The 15,197-nt window shown below is 44.0% G+C and carries 14 protein-coding genes; 7 read left to right on the top strand and 7 right to left on the bottom strand.

The annotated features are described in order from the left end of the window. Window position 1: 1 nt before the first annotated feature. Window positions 2-412 (bottom strand): hypothetical protein, encoded by a 411-nt coding sequence (locus ABD036_RS07640; RefSeq protein WP_343858296.1) that lies wholly within the window; start codon window positions 410-412, stop codon window positions 2-4. Between the two features lie 369 nt (window positions 413-781). Here ABD036_RS07640 and ABD036_RS07635 point away from each other — a divergent pair, with 369 nt between their 5' ends. Next, window positions 782-952: a DUF3545 family protein gene (locus ABD036_RS07635; protein WP_343858688.1), complete on the top strand. Its 171-nt coding sequence runs from the start codon at window positions 782-784 to the stop codon at window positions 950-952. 45 nt (window positions 953-997) lie between these two features. On the opposite strand, the gene ung is transcribed toward ABD036_RS07635, so the two are convergent. The 5 genes from ung to ABD036_RS07610 all read right to left on the bottom strand — a co-directional run bounded on the left by ung (window position 998) and on the right by ABD036_RS07610 (window position 7,072). Continuing rightward, complete coding sequence (gene ung / locus ABD036_RS07630) at window positions 998-1,657, bottom strand: uracil-DNA glycosylase (RefSeq protein ID WP_343858294.1); 660 nt, start codon at window positions 1,655-1,657, stop codon at window positions 998-1,000. A 2-nt stretch (window positions 1,658-1,659) separates the two neighbouring features. Then, complete coding sequence (gene thrC / locus ABD036_RS07625) at window positions 1,660-2,946, bottom strand: threonine synthase (protein WP_343858292.1); 1,287 nt, start codon at window positions 2,944-2,946, stop codon at window positions 1,660-1,662. A gap of 31 nt (window positions 2,947-2,977) precedes the next feature. Continuing rightward, window positions 2,978-3,937, bottom strand: coding sequence for a homoserine kinase (gene thrB, locus ABD036_RS07620; RefSeq protein WP_343858290.1), 960 nt, complete (start codon window positions 3,935-3,937; stop codon window positions 2,978-2,980). Between the two features lie 3 nt (window positions 3,938-3,940). After that, window positions 3,941-6,403, bottom strand: a complete 2,463-nt coding sequence (thrA, locus tag ABD036_RS07615; protein WP_343858289.1) for a bifunctional aspartate kinase/homoserine dehydrogenase I — start codon at window positions 6,401-6,403, stop codon at window positions 3,941-3,943. 303 nt (window positions 6,404-6,706) lie between these two features. After that, window positions 6,707-7,072, bottom strand: coding sequence for a response regulator (locus ABD036_RS07610; RefSeq protein ID WP_343858287.1), 366 nt, complete (start codon window positions 7,070-7,072; stop codon window positions 6,707-6,709). A gap of 91 nt (window positions 7,073-7,163) precedes the next feature. Here ABD036_RS07610 and aceK point away from each other — a divergent pair, with 91 nt between their 5' ends. The 6 genes from aceK to nspC all read left to right on the top strand — a co-directional run bounded on the left by aceK (window position 7,164) and on the right by nspC (window position 14,279). Next, on the top strand, window positions 7,164-8,879 hold the full coding sequence (gene aceK / locus ABD036_RS07605) for a bifunctional isocitrate dehydrogenase kinase/phosphatase (RefSeq protein ID WP_343858286.1): 1,716 nt from the start codon (window positions 7,164-7,166) through the stop codon (window positions 8,877-8,879). A gap of 2 nt (window positions 8,880-8,881) precedes the next feature. Next, complete coding sequence (locus tag ABD036_RS07600; protein WP_343858285.1) at window positions 8,882-9,862, top strand: 1-aminocyclopropane-1-carboxylate deaminase/D-cysteine desulfhydrase; 981 nt, start codon at window positions 8,882-8,884, stop codon at window positions 9,860-9,862. Between the two features lie 294 nt (window positions 9,863-10,156). After that, complete coding sequence (pnuC, locus tag ABD036_RS07595) at window positions 10,157-10,774, top strand: nicotinamide riboside transporter PnuC (RefSeq protein ID WP_343858686.1); 618 nt, start codon at window positions 10,157-10,159, stop codon at window positions 10,772-10,774. Next, window positions 10,767-11,765, top strand: coding sequence for an AAA family ATPase (locus ABD036_RS07590; protein WP_343858282.1), 999 nt, complete (start codon window positions 10,767-10,769; stop codon window positions 11,763-11,765). Before pnuC ends, ABD036_RS07590 begins: the two co-directional genes overlap by 8 nt. Window positions 11,766-11,882: 117 nt before the next feature. Beyond that, on the top strand, window positions 11,883-13,085 hold the full coding sequence (locus ABD036_RS07585) for a saccharopine dehydrogenase family protein (protein WP_343858279.1): 1,203 nt from the start codon (window positions 11,883-11,885) through the stop codon (window positions 13,083-13,085). Window positions 13,086-13,151: 66 nt separating this feature from the next. Next, window positions 13,152-14,279 (top strand): carboxynorspermidine decarboxylase, encoded by a 1,128-nt coding sequence (gene nspC, locus ABD036_RS07580; protein ID WP_343858684.1) that lies wholly within the window; start codon window positions 13,152-13,154, stop codon window positions 14,277-14,279. 24 nt (window positions 14,280-14,303) lie between these two features. Here the strand turns inward: nspC and ABD036_RS07575 are convergent, their stop codons facing one another. Beyond that, the gene (locus tag ABD036_RS07575; RefSeq protein WP_343858277.1) at window positions 14,304-15,191 is read right to left on the bottom strand and encodes a DMT family transporter; all 888 of its coding nucleotides are present in this window, start codon (window positions 15,189-15,191) and stop codon (window positions 14,304-14,306) included. Between the last annotated feature and the right edge of the window lie 6 nt (window positions 15,192-15,197).

Below are 15,197 nucleotides of genomic sequence, written 5' to 3'. Positions count from 1 at the left end.
ACTATCGTAAAGACCCTTTAACGTGGACACCCACTGTTACGCCGCTATCGTAAAGACCAACTCTCCACCGTATTTCTGAGGCTGTAATTTGGACACCCACCACAAGTATCACCTCCGTAACGTGGACACCCACTGTTACGCCGCTATCGTAAAGACCAACTCTCCACCGTATTTCTGAGGCTGTAATTTGGACACCCACCACAAGTATCACCTCCGTAACGTGGACACCCACTTTTACGCCACTATCGTAAAGACCAACTCTCCACCGTATTTCTGAGGCTGTAATTTGGACACCCACCACAAGTATCACCTCTGTAACGTGGACACCCACTGTTACATCGTATTTCTGAGGCGGGTATTTCATCATGACTTTTGCAATGATTTGAGAAATAGAATTGGTGTGGACAGCCATTTCTACTCTAAATAACCGGCCATCCAATTAGCGTGACAGTCACCACACCGTTGCATAATCGACCACCAATTTAGCGTAGACAGCCATGAAATAAATTAGCCTTGCATTGAACATGACCAAAGCTGTAAAGCTTGTTAACAAACTCGTTAACATATTCGACCACCGAAACCATGAAAAGCCACTGGAGTAGTGACCTATCGCGACCTGCTCAATGTCACGAAAATGTCATCATTTGTTAACATAAAGTAAAAGTAAGTGTTTTATTTTGCGCGTACTTATGGTAAATACATAGTCGGTAATGAAAATAGTCAGGAAAAAACTAAATCGTTGCCCAGCCTTATTTGCGCCAAACAAAAATGGAGACGTATAGTGGATACTAAAGAATTATTGTCGATGATCGATACCGAATCCCGCCCTTCTAAAACTAAAAGCAAAAAGCGTAAGTGGAGAGAAATTGAAGCGATACATGATCGTTACCGTTTAAGAAAAGAATTAGAAGATATGGATATGTCTTTGGAATCAGAGCTAGCTAATCTTTAAAATAAATAAGCCCCGATGTCGGGGCTTTTTATTTTCTGATAAAGCTTAAAGTTGCCAATTAATTGGAGAGGTACCTTTTTCTGCTAATATTCGATTTGTTGTAGAAAAATGTCCACATCCAAAAAAGCCGCGATGAGCAGATAAAGGTGAAGGGTGAGGAGCGCTCAACACAGTGTGTTTTGAGCGATCGATGATATTACCTTTTTTCTGTGCATGACTGCCCCACAACAGAAAAACCAGACCATGTGATTGCGCATTTAACACGCTAATCACTTTGTCAGTAAATCGCTCCCAACCAATTTTAGAGTGAGAGTGCGCCTTGCCTTCTTCCACGGTTAATACCGTATTGAGCATGAGCACCCCTTGCTGAGCCCATTGGCCTAAGTTTCCACGCGAAGGTATCTTAAACTCATCAATATCGGCGGCTAACTCTTTAAATATGTTGCGCAGCGAAGGGGGAATCTTCACGCCGTCATTAACGGAGAAACACAATCCATTGGCCTGAGCTGGGCCATGATAAGGATCCTGACCTAGAATGACGACTCGAACTTGGTCAAATTCGGTTAACGAAAACGCATTGAAGACATCGTCTTGCTTTGGGTAGACCGTTTTACCTGCCGCTATTTCGGATGCGACGTAGTCTAAGATCTTCTTAAAGTAAGGTTTGCGCTTTTCGTCGCTCAGCACGTCATTCCACGTAGCCACTGTCAACTCTTTAAGATTGAAAACATATGCTGTTTAAGCTGCGCATAATCACTTGATAATTGCGCTGACAAAATTTCTTTTCCGGCACAATCGGCTAGTGGTTGAGGCAAACTTATAGGTTGTCCTAAAATCGTCTCTACGCTCTCTCTAAATTTAGCAGGATGCGCTGTACCTAAAAAGATACCGGTTTCATGATCTTCTAAAACGCGCGTCAACGCCCGATACGCAATAGCTGCGTGAGGTTCACTGATATAGCCGAGTTGCGCCAGTTGTTTCATTGCTAGTTGCGTATATTGCTCATCAACCGCATCGCCTACTAACATTGATTTATCAATTTCGCCTCGTTCAATTAACGCTTCGATGCGAGGCCAGTTATTCGGTTGACTAACATCCATGGCATTGGACAAAGTAGCCACTGTCGGATTAGGAGACCATTCTCCAGTTTTAAGATAACGCGGCACAGTGTCGTTAGCATTGGTGCACGCTATAAATTTTTTGATCGGTAAGCCCATTACTTTGGCTATCATACCAGCAGTTAGGTTACCGAAGTTTCCGCTGGGAACAGAGATAACCAAGTCGCTACGCTGTGCATCTGTTAATTGTGAAACTGCTTCAAAGTAATAGCAGACTTGGGCGAGCAAGCGGCTAATATTAATCGAGTTAGCAGAGTTTAGGTGTAATCCTTCACGTACATCGGCATCATCAAATGCGGTCTTAACTAATTGTTGGCAGGCATCAAAGTCACCATCAATAGAGACAGTGTGGATATTGTCACCCAAAGTCGTAAACAGTTTCTCCTGCAGCAAACTGATTTTGCCCTTAGGATATAAAATCACCACATTGATATTATCTAAACCATGAAACGCATGAGCGACCGCAGCACCGGTGTCACCCGAGGTCGCAGTCAGAATGGTAATCGGCTCTCCCTGAGCTATAACCGATAAGACCTGCGCCATAAATCGGCCACCAAAGTCTTTAAATGCTAATGTCGGACCATGAAATAGTTCTAAGCAATAAACGTTGTCGGTAACTTTAGCGAGCGGAGCGTCAAACACAAACGCCTTTTCAACAATGCCTTGAATCTGCTCTCGAGGCATCTCATCACCAATAAGCCGTGATAATATTTCCACCGAGCGTTCTACAAAAGGCTTTGCCAAAATTTCGTCGATATTATCAAACACAGAGAACTGCTTGGGGAAATATAACCCTTGATGTTTACCTAAGCCTTTTTTTACTGCCTCTGCGAAACTGACTGAGTCGGTTTCATCTTTTAAGTTGAACAATTCCACTTGTTTACTACCTTTCTTGATTAATCTAGTTTCACGCGATAATCGTAGAGGCATCAGCCCCTTGCGCATCTATACGACATATGTGGCTGAAGCCGTCGTCGTTTTGAATATAGTGTTGTTGTAACCAATCTTTTATTTTTTCTGCATGCTGCGCGTCATTAGTAATTGCAAATACAGTAGGGCCTGAACCCGAGATACCGAATGCAAGCCCACCATTTTGCATAACAAATTCACGGCTGGCGTCAAAGTTAGGTAACAAGCTCTTGCGATAAGGTTCAGCCACCACATCTTGCATCATGGCCGCGGCCAAATTTTCATCTTGTCTATGGCAAGCATCAACAAATACCGCTAACTGTTGACCAAACTTTATCGTATCGGCAATAGATACTTGCTTTGGAAGAATGTCTCTGGCTACCGAAGTCGACACACTGATACCTGAGTAACACACAACCCAATACCAATTTTCGAACAACGGCAACTTAAGTGCAATATGGTCGCCGTGATGATTCATTAAAGTCAAGCCACCGACAAAGCAAGGAGCTACGTTATCATAATGAACACTGCCACTGATTTGTCCTTCGAGTTCGCCCATCATCAATAACATTTGATGTTGACTAAAAGGCGAGTCAAAAAACACATTTAAACTATGTAATGCAGCCACAATCGAACTGGCACTGGAGCCAAGCCCACTGCCGATAGGCAAGTTTTTGTGTAATACCATTGCCACGTCGGACACTGGAATTCCCTTTTCTTTGAGCTTAGCGCTGAACATATGGAAACAGTGAGCCGCAATATTAGTAGTGGGATCTGCCGGTAGTTTATGCGCGAACCGCCCAACAACATTTAGTGAAAATTGCTCAGCTGAGCTCACTTCGACTTTGTCTCCTAAGCAGTGCCCATCAATTGGCTTAAGCGCCGCACCGAGTAAATCGAATCCAAGACTGACATTGCCAATAGAGGCTGGAGCATAAGCTGTAACTTTTTTCGCCATTAATTAAATATCCTGTTTCCAAGGCATGGTGCGTAAAACATCGGCAAATACTCCAGCTGCAGTCACCGTAGCGCCTGCACCATAACCTCGAATAACATAAGGTATGGGTTGGTAGTAGTGGCTATGAATTGCTAATGCATTTTCGCCATCTTTAATGCTATATAACGGATGATCGCTAGCAACGGCCTTCAATGCAACCCTGCAGTGTCCTTTTTCTATGGTTCCAACATAACGCAAAACCTTGTTTTCTGCTCGCGCTTTATCGATTAACTGACGGTAGTGGTCGTCAATCTTTGGTAAATTGGTCAGGAAGTCTTCAATAGTGCCGGAGTCATCAAAAGACGAAGGTAAAACAGACTCAATTTCAATATCGGATAATTCCAATTCAAGATCGGCTTCACGCGCCATAATCAATAATTTTCGGGCCACGTCCATCCCGGATAAATCATCACGAGGATCTGGTTCGGTAAAACCGGATTCTTTAGCCACTGCCGTCGCTTCAGATAAGCTCAACCCTTCGTCCAACTTGCCAAAGACGTAAGATAACGAACCCGATAAAATACCTTCGAAGCGTTTTAGTTCGTCGCCCGCAAAAATCAATTTCTGCAGATTATCAATAACCGGCAAACCTGCTCCTACCGTTGTTTCATATAAAAATTGTCGGTTCGTTTGTTGTGCTGTGGCGCGTAGCTTTTTGTAGTAAGCGATATCGCAGGTATTGGCTTTTTTGTTCGGTGTGACAACGTGAAAGCCAGCAGACATAAGGTCAACATACTGACTGGCAATATGTTCATTGCTTGTGCAATCGACGATGACCGGATTGACCAAACTGTTTTGTTGAACAAACTCTTGCAATCGATCTAATGAAAAGGTCGAGTCGGCGCCTGCCAATGACTCTGCCCAACCGTTTTGGAGGTCGATTCCTTGAGGATTCAACAACAACTTCTTACTGTTAGCGATTCCAAAGACTTTCAGGCTAATGCCGCGATCTGCCAATAGCGGTTGCTGACGGGCCATTTGCTGTAATAATTCCTTTCCTACATTCCCACAACCTACCAGGAAAACGTCAATGGAGTGGGAATTGGAGAAAAAATTCTGGTGAACTACCTTCACCGCTTCTTTGGCGCGGTGTCTTTCAATAACCGTAGAAATAGAGCGTTCAGAGGACCCTTGAGCAATAGCCACATTATTTACTCTAGCTTGCGCTAAGGACGTAAAGAATTTGGCTGCAAGACCTTTGGAATGTCGCATCCCATCACCAACTAAGGTGACGATCGCTAATTCGTGACGCACTTCAATTGGATCAAGTAAATTGTTTGCTAGTTCTAATGCGAAGGCGTCTTCAAGCAAGTTTTGCGCTTTATCAGCGTCCTTACTGTGAATACAGAAGCTAATACTGTACTCCGAAGAAGATTGAGTGATCAGGCTGATGGAAATATTCGCATTTGACATGACTTCAAATACTCGACTTGCCATACCAACCATGCCTTTCATGCCCGGTCCAGCCACGTTAAACATTGTCATATCATCTAGATGCGAAATACCTTTTACACTGGTCCAAATTTCACTGGATTCTTTGCCAATTAAGGTGCCAGGCGCTGAGGGATTTAACGTGTTACGAATTAGACAGGGAATATGGTGTTGGGCAATTGGGCCGATCGTTTTAGGATGCAACACTTTAGCACCAAAGTAAGACAACTCCATGGCTTCTTGATAAGTGAGTTTATCTAATAGAACGGCACCTTCCACCTGATTAGGATCGGCATTGTATACACCATCAACGTCGGTCCATATTTCACAGCAATCGGCATCAAGACAGGCGGCTAGTATAGCTGCGGAATAATCCGAACCATTGCGCCCGAGTGTGACTTTTTCGCCCTCAGCGTTAGCGGCAACAAAACCCGGCATGATCAAAGTTTCTTGTTTGTCATAAATAAAATCAGCAAAGCGCGCTTTGCTCACGGCCACATCGGCGATGCTATCGAGATAGTCGCCTTCAGCAACAATATAGCTTACCGGGTCGATTATGTGATTTTTCTGCCCCAAAGAAGCCAGGATTTCACTGAATAAATTAACGCTGACGTATTCACCCAGACTGAGAATTTTAGCAACAATTTGTTCCGGAGCGCATTGCAGTAACTTTATGCCTTCAAGATGCTGTTTCAGCTCTATCAGCACAGTGTCTATAAAGCTGGCCAGTCGAGCGCGACGAAATGCTGGCAAGGTTGCCGCTAAGTCGTCGGCAATGCCATTTAACGTCATCCCTAATTTTGCGTACAGCTCGCCAAAATCTTTGCCTGCACTGGCTTGTTCGCATAGAAGAGACAGAGCGTTAGTTACTCCTTTTGGCGCGGATAACACCACCGCGGCGCCACCTTCTTGATGACTGGCTAAACTGATGTCTTTTACCGTCAGGTAACGTTTTGAATCAGCCAAGGATGATCCACCGAATTTCAACACCTTCATTTGTTGCTCCTGTATACGTCTTGTTGCTCTTTTGTCAGCTTAGTCATGATAAAACTCACCCCCAAATAACGAAAAAGCCCGCTAGATTCGCGGGCTTTTTTTAAATTTCTTTAATGCACTAGCCGGCGACCTTCCCAAAAGGGCTGGTAATCATCATCATGCCGGTGGTGCTCATTATTATTGTTTTTAATTTCATGTGATCAATCTGCCGTATAGACGTCTATATGTCAATACACAAAGTTTGCTTTATTTGCTATCGCAGTAATTTATTCGCTCTATCTTAGAACTAGAATACAACTGTGCTTAATAAAGGCCAAATCGTTGCAACACAGACATCAGCTTAGGTGGATCAACAGGCTTTTCAATAAAATCCAAGGCACCGAGCTTTTCAACACGTAGTTTCATCTCGGGTTGGATATCGCCAGATATCACGATAACAAAGACTTCGATGCAGTGTTTTTTAATTTCTTGCAGAACTTCTATGCCGTCCATAATAGGCATTGTCAAATCAAGCAATAGCAGTGCAAACGGCTTTTCGCGTAATTTATCGACCGCTTCTTGACCATTGCAAGCAAGTTGGATCTCACTCGCAAAATTTTCAGGCAAACTACGTTGCACCATTTTTCGCGCAATCGCAGAATCATCACAGATCAATACAGGGAAACTCACAACCTCTCCTTGTTTTTATTATTATTCTTATTAACTAAGGGTTTTTATGTTTCAATAGTGTTGTTGTTACTCCAGTACTTGTACAGAACACATGCCAACTATTCAAGAAAAAATCGCTTATCAGATACTTTTTGGTTTCGAAAAGAACTATCGATGGTTCTGCCGCATTACTTCTGGAGCCAAACAAAGATTTGAGCAGGCACAATGGAAAGCCACCCAATTTGCGATCAAAGAGCGTATTTCTATCTATGAACAAAGCTTGTCGGATACTGTGGCGGAATTGTATAACTTGCTCAATCCACATAAACAATCCACCGCGTTTTGGCACGAAGTAAAACAGCAGTATGCTGAACAGCTCAACCAGCATCCGCAGTACGAGCTAGCTGAAACTTTTTACAATTCGGTGATAGGCAGAATATACAAACACCAAAAAATTGATGAAGACATCATGTTTGTATTGCCTAGCCGATGCTACATAGCAGGCCGAGATAAACATAAGATCGTCAATAGCTTTGACACCAGCGGCACAGTTGGCTCCATGATGGCGTCTATATTGTCGATTTATCGCTTTAGCATTCCGTATAAAAATAAACAGTCAGACTTGGAACATCTCGATGCCGCGCTGCGACAAAGACTGAACCGTCGTCAATTAGCAAGCGTACACACAGTGGAGATCCTAAAACCGGTTTTTTATCGAGGTAAGGCGGCTTATCTCATCGGCAGGATCTGCATGCCAGACGAAACCCTGCCCTTTGTTATTGCGCTATTGGTAAAAGATGACACTCATTTACAGGTTGATGCACTGCTAACTGACAACAAAGATTTAAGTGTCATCTTTGGTTTCGCACGCGCCTACTTTATGGCGGACACCTTATATCCCGCTGAAGTGGTCGCGTTCTTACAAGAATTAATGCCAAACAAGAAAAACTTCGAATTGTATATGGCCATTGGGCATTACAAGCACGGTAAGACGGTGTTTTATCGGAATTTTCTTAAACATCTTGGTGAAACAGATGACAAATTTACCGTTGCTCCAGGTATTCGGGGATTAGTCATGGCGGTATTTCATCTCCCCTCCTACGGTGTGGTATTCAAGATCATCAAAGATGAGTTCCCAGAAAGTAAAAGTGTTACTCGTGAGCAAGTAAAAGAGTGTTATCGATTAGTTAAAATGACTGACCGCGTAGGGCGCATGGCCGATACGCATGAGTATGTTAACTTTCGACTTCCAAAAGAACGAGTCGAAGATGATTTGCTAAAGGAGTTGCTAGACGTTGCCAGCAAAAATATAGAGGTTACTGACAATGAAGTGATCATCAAACATCTTTATATTGAACGCAAAATGACGCCGCTCAATTTGTTTTTGCAAACCGAAACTGATCCGACAAAAATTTACAATGCCATTGATGATTTAGGGTTGTGTATCAAGCAAATTGCCGCCGCCAACATATTTCCAGGCGATATGCTGCACAAGAATTTTGGTCTAACTCGCCATGGCCGTGTTATTTTTTACGATTACGACGAGATATGTTGGATGAACCAACGCACGTTTCGAACCTTACCTAAGTCGGATGATCCTTTTGCGATGGACACTTTGTCCGTGTCTCCTGAAGACGTGTTTCCTGAGCAATTTGAACACTTCATTGTGGGTAAACGAGAACTAAAAGATCTACTGAAAAAGCTGCACCCAGAGTTAATGACCGCGGAATTTTGGATTGAAGCACAGAAAAAAGGTGCCACTGGCGAAGTGCAACATTTCTCGCCCTATGCAGAAAGTAAACGATTCCATCAGTCAGATGAGTCCTAGCAATGATGCCCAAACCAGTGTCCACTGAACCGTCTTGGCTGGAGTCGCAACTTGGGATCTGCACGCCTTCGCCCGAACAAAAGTTGGAAATATATTGTCAAAACCAGCATCAGGTATCGGTTTGGGTAAAGCGAGATGATTTACTCCACCCCACGATTTCCGGTAATAAATGGCGTAAGTTGCAACACGCACTGCGACACATAGATAGAACAAAAGTGCATCAAGTGATCAGTTTCGGCGGTGGTCATTCCAATCATTTGCATGCTTTATCGTATTGCTGCCAGCAGCTTAAGTTGCCTTTATTAGCAATGGTTCGCGGCAACTACTCTAATAGCCTAACCCCCACCCTGAACGATATGATCAACTGGGGTACACAAATTGAATATGTGGATAAGCTCACTTATCAGCAAAAAGACCAGTCTGCGTTTTTGCAAAAGCTCCGTATGCGGTTCCCTGAGAGTGTCATTATTCCAGAAGGTGGATCCCAGCAGCAAGCGCTCACCGGCATCAGCACTATGGTTTGTGAGTTACAAAATAGCTACGACGTCATTATCGCTCCGGTAGCCAGTGGGGCGACTCTAGCAGGACTTATCAATGAGCAACCAAAGCATGGCAGTGATGTTATTGGCATTGCCGTGTTGAAAGGCCAAGCTTACTTGGAAAAGTTGGTTGAACGCTTTGTGCCGCAACAGTCAATAAGTTCAAACTCAAATTTCAAGCGAAAAACGCCAAACTGGCATATCGAACATGACTTTCATCATGGCGGCTACGCAAAATCCCCCCCCGATTTAGTCAATTTTTGCCAGCAATTTATGCAACAAACTCAGATCCCGATAGAGCCTGTATACTCAGGGAAATTATTCTTTGCCATCATGCAAATGATTGAAACCAACCGCTTCAAACCACATCAAAAGATACTTGCCATCCATACAGGCGGCCTGCAAGGTGCACGAACTAATGTGGACACCCACTCTAATGCTTGAGGCAAGTAACGTGGACACCCACCGTAATGAGTGAACTTTCAATAAATTGGAGTGAATAAATAGCGTGGACACCCACCTTTTGAACAGAGTCTCAATTAACTGGGCCAGTGACTTAACAACGAGCTGGGGTTTATCGCTAGCACGTACAAAAGCTAATATGGACACCCATCCTAAATCGCATAAAGCCACAGCGACGCATAACAAGGCCCCCCTTATGAATGCAAATAACGTGGACACCCACGCTAATGCTTGAGGCAAATAACGTGGACACCCAACGTAATGAGTGAACTTTCAATAAATTGGAGTGAATGGCTAACGGGCTTTGCTGGCGCCTCACCGATTGAGTGGATAGCGACCATGTCAGGCTTTTTGTGTGTCTATTTGGTTATTAAACGGAGTATCTGGTGTTTTTTCTTCGGGCTTATTCAAGTCACGTTGTACGCCTGGATATTCTTTGGGGTAAAGCTCTATTCAGATATGTTACTGCACATTATCTATATTGGCTTTCAGATTTATGGCTACTGGATTTGGTCTAAGAACTTAGACGATCAACACCATGTAATCGTGCACGCCGGGACCCTGAGGTATTACATCCATATGATGTTGCTGGTAGCCGTTACAAGCCTCGTCTGGGGTTGGACAATGGCTAACTCAACCGATGCCAGTTTGCCCTATTATGATGCGTTTACCACTTGCGCCAGTTTAGTTGCGCAGTGGTTGTTATCGCATAAAAAATTGTTTAATTGGAGTTTTTGGATTGTCGTCGATATAGTGGCTATTTGGGTATATTGGCAAAAAGGCTTACATCCTACTTCTGCGTTGTATTTTTGTTTCCTGATCATGGCCTGCATTGGCCAGTGGCAGTGGTTTAAGAGCTATCAAAATTCATTTGCGAGATCGAGTCATGGCTAAGTGTGGTTTTACACTAGGAAAATTCGCACCCTTTCACAAAGGTCATGAATGGATGATGTGCAAAGCACTGGAAGTCGTAGATGAGTTAGTGGTCGTGATCTACCGCTGTGATGAATTGCCACACATTAGTCTGTCCACTCGCGCTAATTGGATCCGAAAACGCTTCCCACAAGTAACAGTATTAGAAGCGCATAATGGCCCAAAAGATCAAGGCTACAGTCAGCATGTGATCGAAATTCAAAATCAGTTCCTTACGCAATTCTTGAAAGATTATAAGTTTAACTATTTTTTTAGTAGCGAAGCCTATGGCGATCATGTTGCAAAAGCGCTGGACAGTGAAGACTTTCGTATCGATATGCAACGCGCCAAAATACCAATAAGCGCAACACAAATTAGAGCTGATTTATTTCATCATCGGCGGTTTTTATCTGAAGAGGTATACAAAGACTTGATCCGCAAAATTGTTTTTTTAGGTGCACCATCGACTGGCAAGTCAACTCTTTGCAAGGCATTGGCTGATAAATATAACACGCTTTGGGTGGAAGAATACGGCCGCGAATACTGGCAAGCTCATCAGGTTAACCGCCGCTTAACGCCTGAACAACTGTTACATATTGGTCAATCGCAAGTAGCACTAGAAGAGGAGCGACTTGCTGAGGCCAATCAGTTTTTGTTCTGCGATACCAATGCCTTTACCACTTGGCACTTCGCATTGCACTATCACGACAGCGCACTGCCAGAATTGCAGCGTCTAGCGCAACAAAGCTGGCTCCGGTACGATTTGGTCGTGTTATGCGAGGAAGATATTCCCTACGACGATACATGGGAGCGCTCTGGAGATGCGAACCGACACGAATTCCAAACCTTTTTGAAAGCTTATATGCATGAACACAACAAGCCTTACTTGCTCGTCAGTGGCACGTTAGAACAACGCATGGCGAAAGTTGAAGAAAAATTGGCACAAATGTCGCTGCAGGCATGCAAGGATTAATTGGCAAAACGGTTCAAAAAGACTATTTTTAGATTCCACTTTTGCGAATTCGCCTTTCAATGTTAGCATGCGCGCAATTGTTCTAAAGAACGCAGATTAGATAACTAGGAACCTATTATGTCACGAGTATTAATTATTGGTGCTGGCGGTGTTGCAGCAGTCACGATCAAAAAATGTGCACGTTTACCTGAGCATTTTGATGAAATATATTTAGCCAGCCGTACCGTGTCTAAATGTGAAGCATTGCAAGCCGAAGTGGGCGCGGATCGAGTCAAAGCGGTGTTTGCTGTAGATGCCGATAATGCATCTGAAGTTGAAGCCTTGATCAATCAGGTTAAACCCGACCTATTGATAAATCTTGCGCTGCCATACCAAGACCTACCGATAATGGATGCGTGTTTGGCAACTGGCACAGACTATCTTGATACCGCGAACTACGAACCTAAAGACGTCGCCAAGTTCGAATACTCCTGGCAATGGGCTTATCAAGACAGATTCAAAGAAAAAGGCATAATGGCGCTATTAGGCAGTGGGTTCGATCCTGGTGTTACCAACGTTTACACCGCCTATGCCGCGAAACATTATTTCGATGAAATCCATTATCTTGATATTGTCGACTGTAATGGCGGTGATCACGGCCAAGCCTTCGCGACTAATTTCAACCCAGAAATCAATATTCGTGAAATCACCCAACGTGGTCGATTCTGGGAAAACGGTGAATGGAAAGAAACTGAACCATTGAGTGTGCGTGAAGACTTAGACTATCAAAACATTGGTGTTCGTGCCTCCTACTTGATGTTCCATGAAGAGTTGGAATCTATTGTTAAGCACTTCCCTACCCTTAAGCGCGCACGTTTTTGGATGACCTTCGGTGATGCTTATTTGAATCACTTGAGTGTGTTAGAAGGCATTGGTATGACGAGCATCGAGCCAATTGATTTCCAAGGTCAGAAAATTGTTCCTTTGGAGTTCTTAAAAGCCGTCTTACCAAACCCGGGTTCTTTGGCGGAAGGTTATACCGGCATGACGTGCATCGGCACCTATATCACCGGTATTAAAGATGGCAAAGAAAAAACCATCTTTATCTACAACAATTGTGATCATGCTGCCTGTTTCGAAGAAGTTGGCGCACAAGCGGTGTCTTATACCACAGGCGTTCCAGCGATGATTGGTGCGGCGCTTATGCTAAACGGCACCTGGAAGCAAGACGGTGTGTGGAACATGGAGCAATTTGATCCTGACCCATTCATGGAAATGCTCAATGAGCACGGCTTGCCTTGGCATGTGATGGAATGTGAAAAAAGCCCATTTAGTAAATAATGTCATAATCCAAAAGCAGCGATATTAAGTTGGAGTAAGTGAGTGAGTAAACAGCAACCTGATCCTATGTATAGCCCGGATATACCATCACCGTGTTTTGTCTGTGAGGAGTCCAAGCTAGAGCAGAATTTGCAATTGATGCAGCGCGTGCAACAGCAGGCTGGCGTCGATATTATTCTGGCATTAAAAGGGTTTTCTATGTGGTCAACCTTTGATCTGGTGGGACAATATTTGCAAGGTTGTACTGCCAGCTCTGTTTGGGAAGCTAAGCTTGCTCGCTATGAAATGGACAAAGAAGTGCATGCTTATTCGCCCGCTTATAAACAAGCGGACATGGATGAGTTGGTGCAATTAGTCAATCACATCTCGTTCAACAGCTTAACGCAGTGGCAGCGCTACAAAGACCAAGTGTTGTCACACAATATCTCTGCTGGCTTGCGGATTAACCCAGAGCACCGTGAAGCTGAAACTGAGCTGTACGATCCTAGTGCGCCGGGGTCACGCTTAGGTGTATTGGCCAAAGACTTGGAAAATGCAGATCTGACTGACATCGAAGGTTTTCATGTTCACAACCTGTGTGAATGTGATTCCTTTGCCACAGAGCGTACACTGCTAGCGGTTGAAAAACGCTTCGCCAAATGGCTACCAAACCTGAAATGGCTTAATTTAGGTGGTGGACATTTGATGACGTCCAAAGGCTATGATGTGGAACATTTAATCACCACACTCAAAGCCTTTAAATCACGCCATCCAAACCTGCATATCATTATGGAGCCAGGTTCGGCAGTCGCTTGGCAAGTGGGCACTTTAGTTTCTGAGGTGGTGGATATCGTCCAAAACGACGGCAAGATCGCTATCTTGGATATCTCAGCAACCGGTCATATGCCTGACGTTCTTGAGATGCCCTATCGTCCTGCGGTGCGCCATGCCGGATTGCCTAATGAGACTGCCCATACCTATAAGCTAGGCGGAAATTCCTGTTTGGCTGGCGATGTCATTGATACTTACAGTTTCCAACAGCCTCTCAAGGTCGGCGACAGGATTGTGTTTGAAGATATGATCCACTACACCATGGTAAAAACGACATTTTTTAATGGTGTGGAGCATCCGTCAATCGGTATTATCCGTAAAAATGGCGAATTTGATTTGATCAAGCAATTCCACTTTGAAGATTTCAAAAGCAAACTTTCTTAATATTTAACTTAAACTGACAGATACTTAGGCTTTGAGCTGGTGCATACCCACCAGCACAAAAGCTAACCCCAGTATATGCAGCAACGAGATAGGTTCACCCAATAATTGGTTGGACAGCACAATGGTAAATAGCGGGCCTATGGTGCCGACAATACCGGCTTTGCTGGCCCCCAATTGCTTAACACCTGCGCTGATCATAAACGAGGGGATCAGCGTCATAAATATTGCCATGATCGCAATGCCCGCATAGTGTTGATTCGAATACTGAGACAGGTCGGCCACGCCTAAACTAAACGAGTGGATCAATAAGCTAATGCAAGCTGCTATCATGCCAATAGAGACAAATCGCTGGCTGCCTATTTGTCGTGAAAAGCGTTGATTTGCCACCATGTACCAAGCGGTAAATATGCTGGCGATAAATACTAGGAAGCTACCCCAGATGATTTGCTCGCCACCAAAGCCCAAATCGGCATAAAAGAACACTACAATGCCCAGATAAGACAAGATCAGCGCGACCCAAATTCGCGAGTTAGGCTTTTCATCTAAAAACCACCAACTAAATAAGATGGCAATGGCCGGATAGCAAAACAGGATAATACGCTCCAAACCCGCAGTGATATATTGCAAGCCTAATAAATCGAGATAGCTGGCCACATGGTAACAGGCAATACCTGCTGCAATGCAAAACAGCAACTCTTTGGCACTTAAACTGCCTAAGCCCGTTCGGCGCATGGACCAAAGCAAAATCGCCACGTAAAAGGGCAACACAAACAGCATGCGCAGTGTTTGTAACTCTAATGAGCCAATGCCAAGCTCATACAGAAACTTGACCATGATCGCTTTGCTGGAAAACAAAATGGTGCCAAATAGCACCCACACCATGCCGCGATTGACGGTAAAATTAACATTCATTCGCGT

The organism is Aliiglaciecola litoralis (assembly GCF_039523355.1).
Classification (GTDB): domain Bacteria; phylum Pseudomonadota; class Gammaproteobacteria; order Enterobacterales; family Alteromonadaceae; genus Aliiglaciecola; species Aliiglaciecola litoralis.
Note: the sequence above shows the minus strand (reverse complement) of the source record. Positions and strands in the feature narration are given on the sequence as shown.

Excerpts from the sequence above, each read along its gene's own strand:
- ABD036_RS07640 (WP_343858296.1), bottom strand. The coding sequence starts at position 412 with ATGGCTGTCCACACCAATTCTATTTCTCAAATCATTGCAAAAGTCATG.
- thrB (WP_343858290.1), bottom strand. The coding sequence starts at position 3,937 with ATGGCGAAAAAAGTTACAGCTTATGCTCCAGCCTCTATTGGCAATGTC.
- thrA (WP_343858289.1), bottom strand. The coding sequence starts at position 6,403 with ATGAAGGTGTTGAAATTCGGTGGATCATCCTTGGCTGATTCAAAACGT.
- aceK (WP_343858286.1), top strand. The coding sequence starts at position 7,164 with ATGCCAACTATTCAAGAAAAAATCGCTTATCAGATACTTTTTGGTTTC.
- ABD036_RS07600 (WP_343858285.1), top strand. The coding sequence starts at position 8,882 with ATGATGCCCAAACCAGTGTCCACTGAACCGTCTTGGCTGGAGTCGCAA.
- ABD036_RS07590 (WP_343858282.1), top strand. The coding sequence starts at position 10,767 with ATGGCTAAGTGTGGTTTTACACTAGGAAAATTCGCACCCTTTCACAAA.
- ABD036_RS07585 (WP_343858279.1), top strand. The coding sequence starts at position 11,883 with ATGTCACGAGTATTAATTATTGGTGCTGGCGGTGTTGCAGCAGTCACG.
- nspC (WP_343858684.1), top strand. The coding sequence starts at position 13,152 with ATGTATAGCCCGGATATACCATCACCGTGTTTTGTCTGTGAGGAGTCC.
- ABD036_RS07575 (WP_343858277.1), bottom strand. The coding sequence starts at position 15,191 with ATGAATGTTAATTTTACCGTCAATCGCGGCATGGTGTGGGTGCTATTT.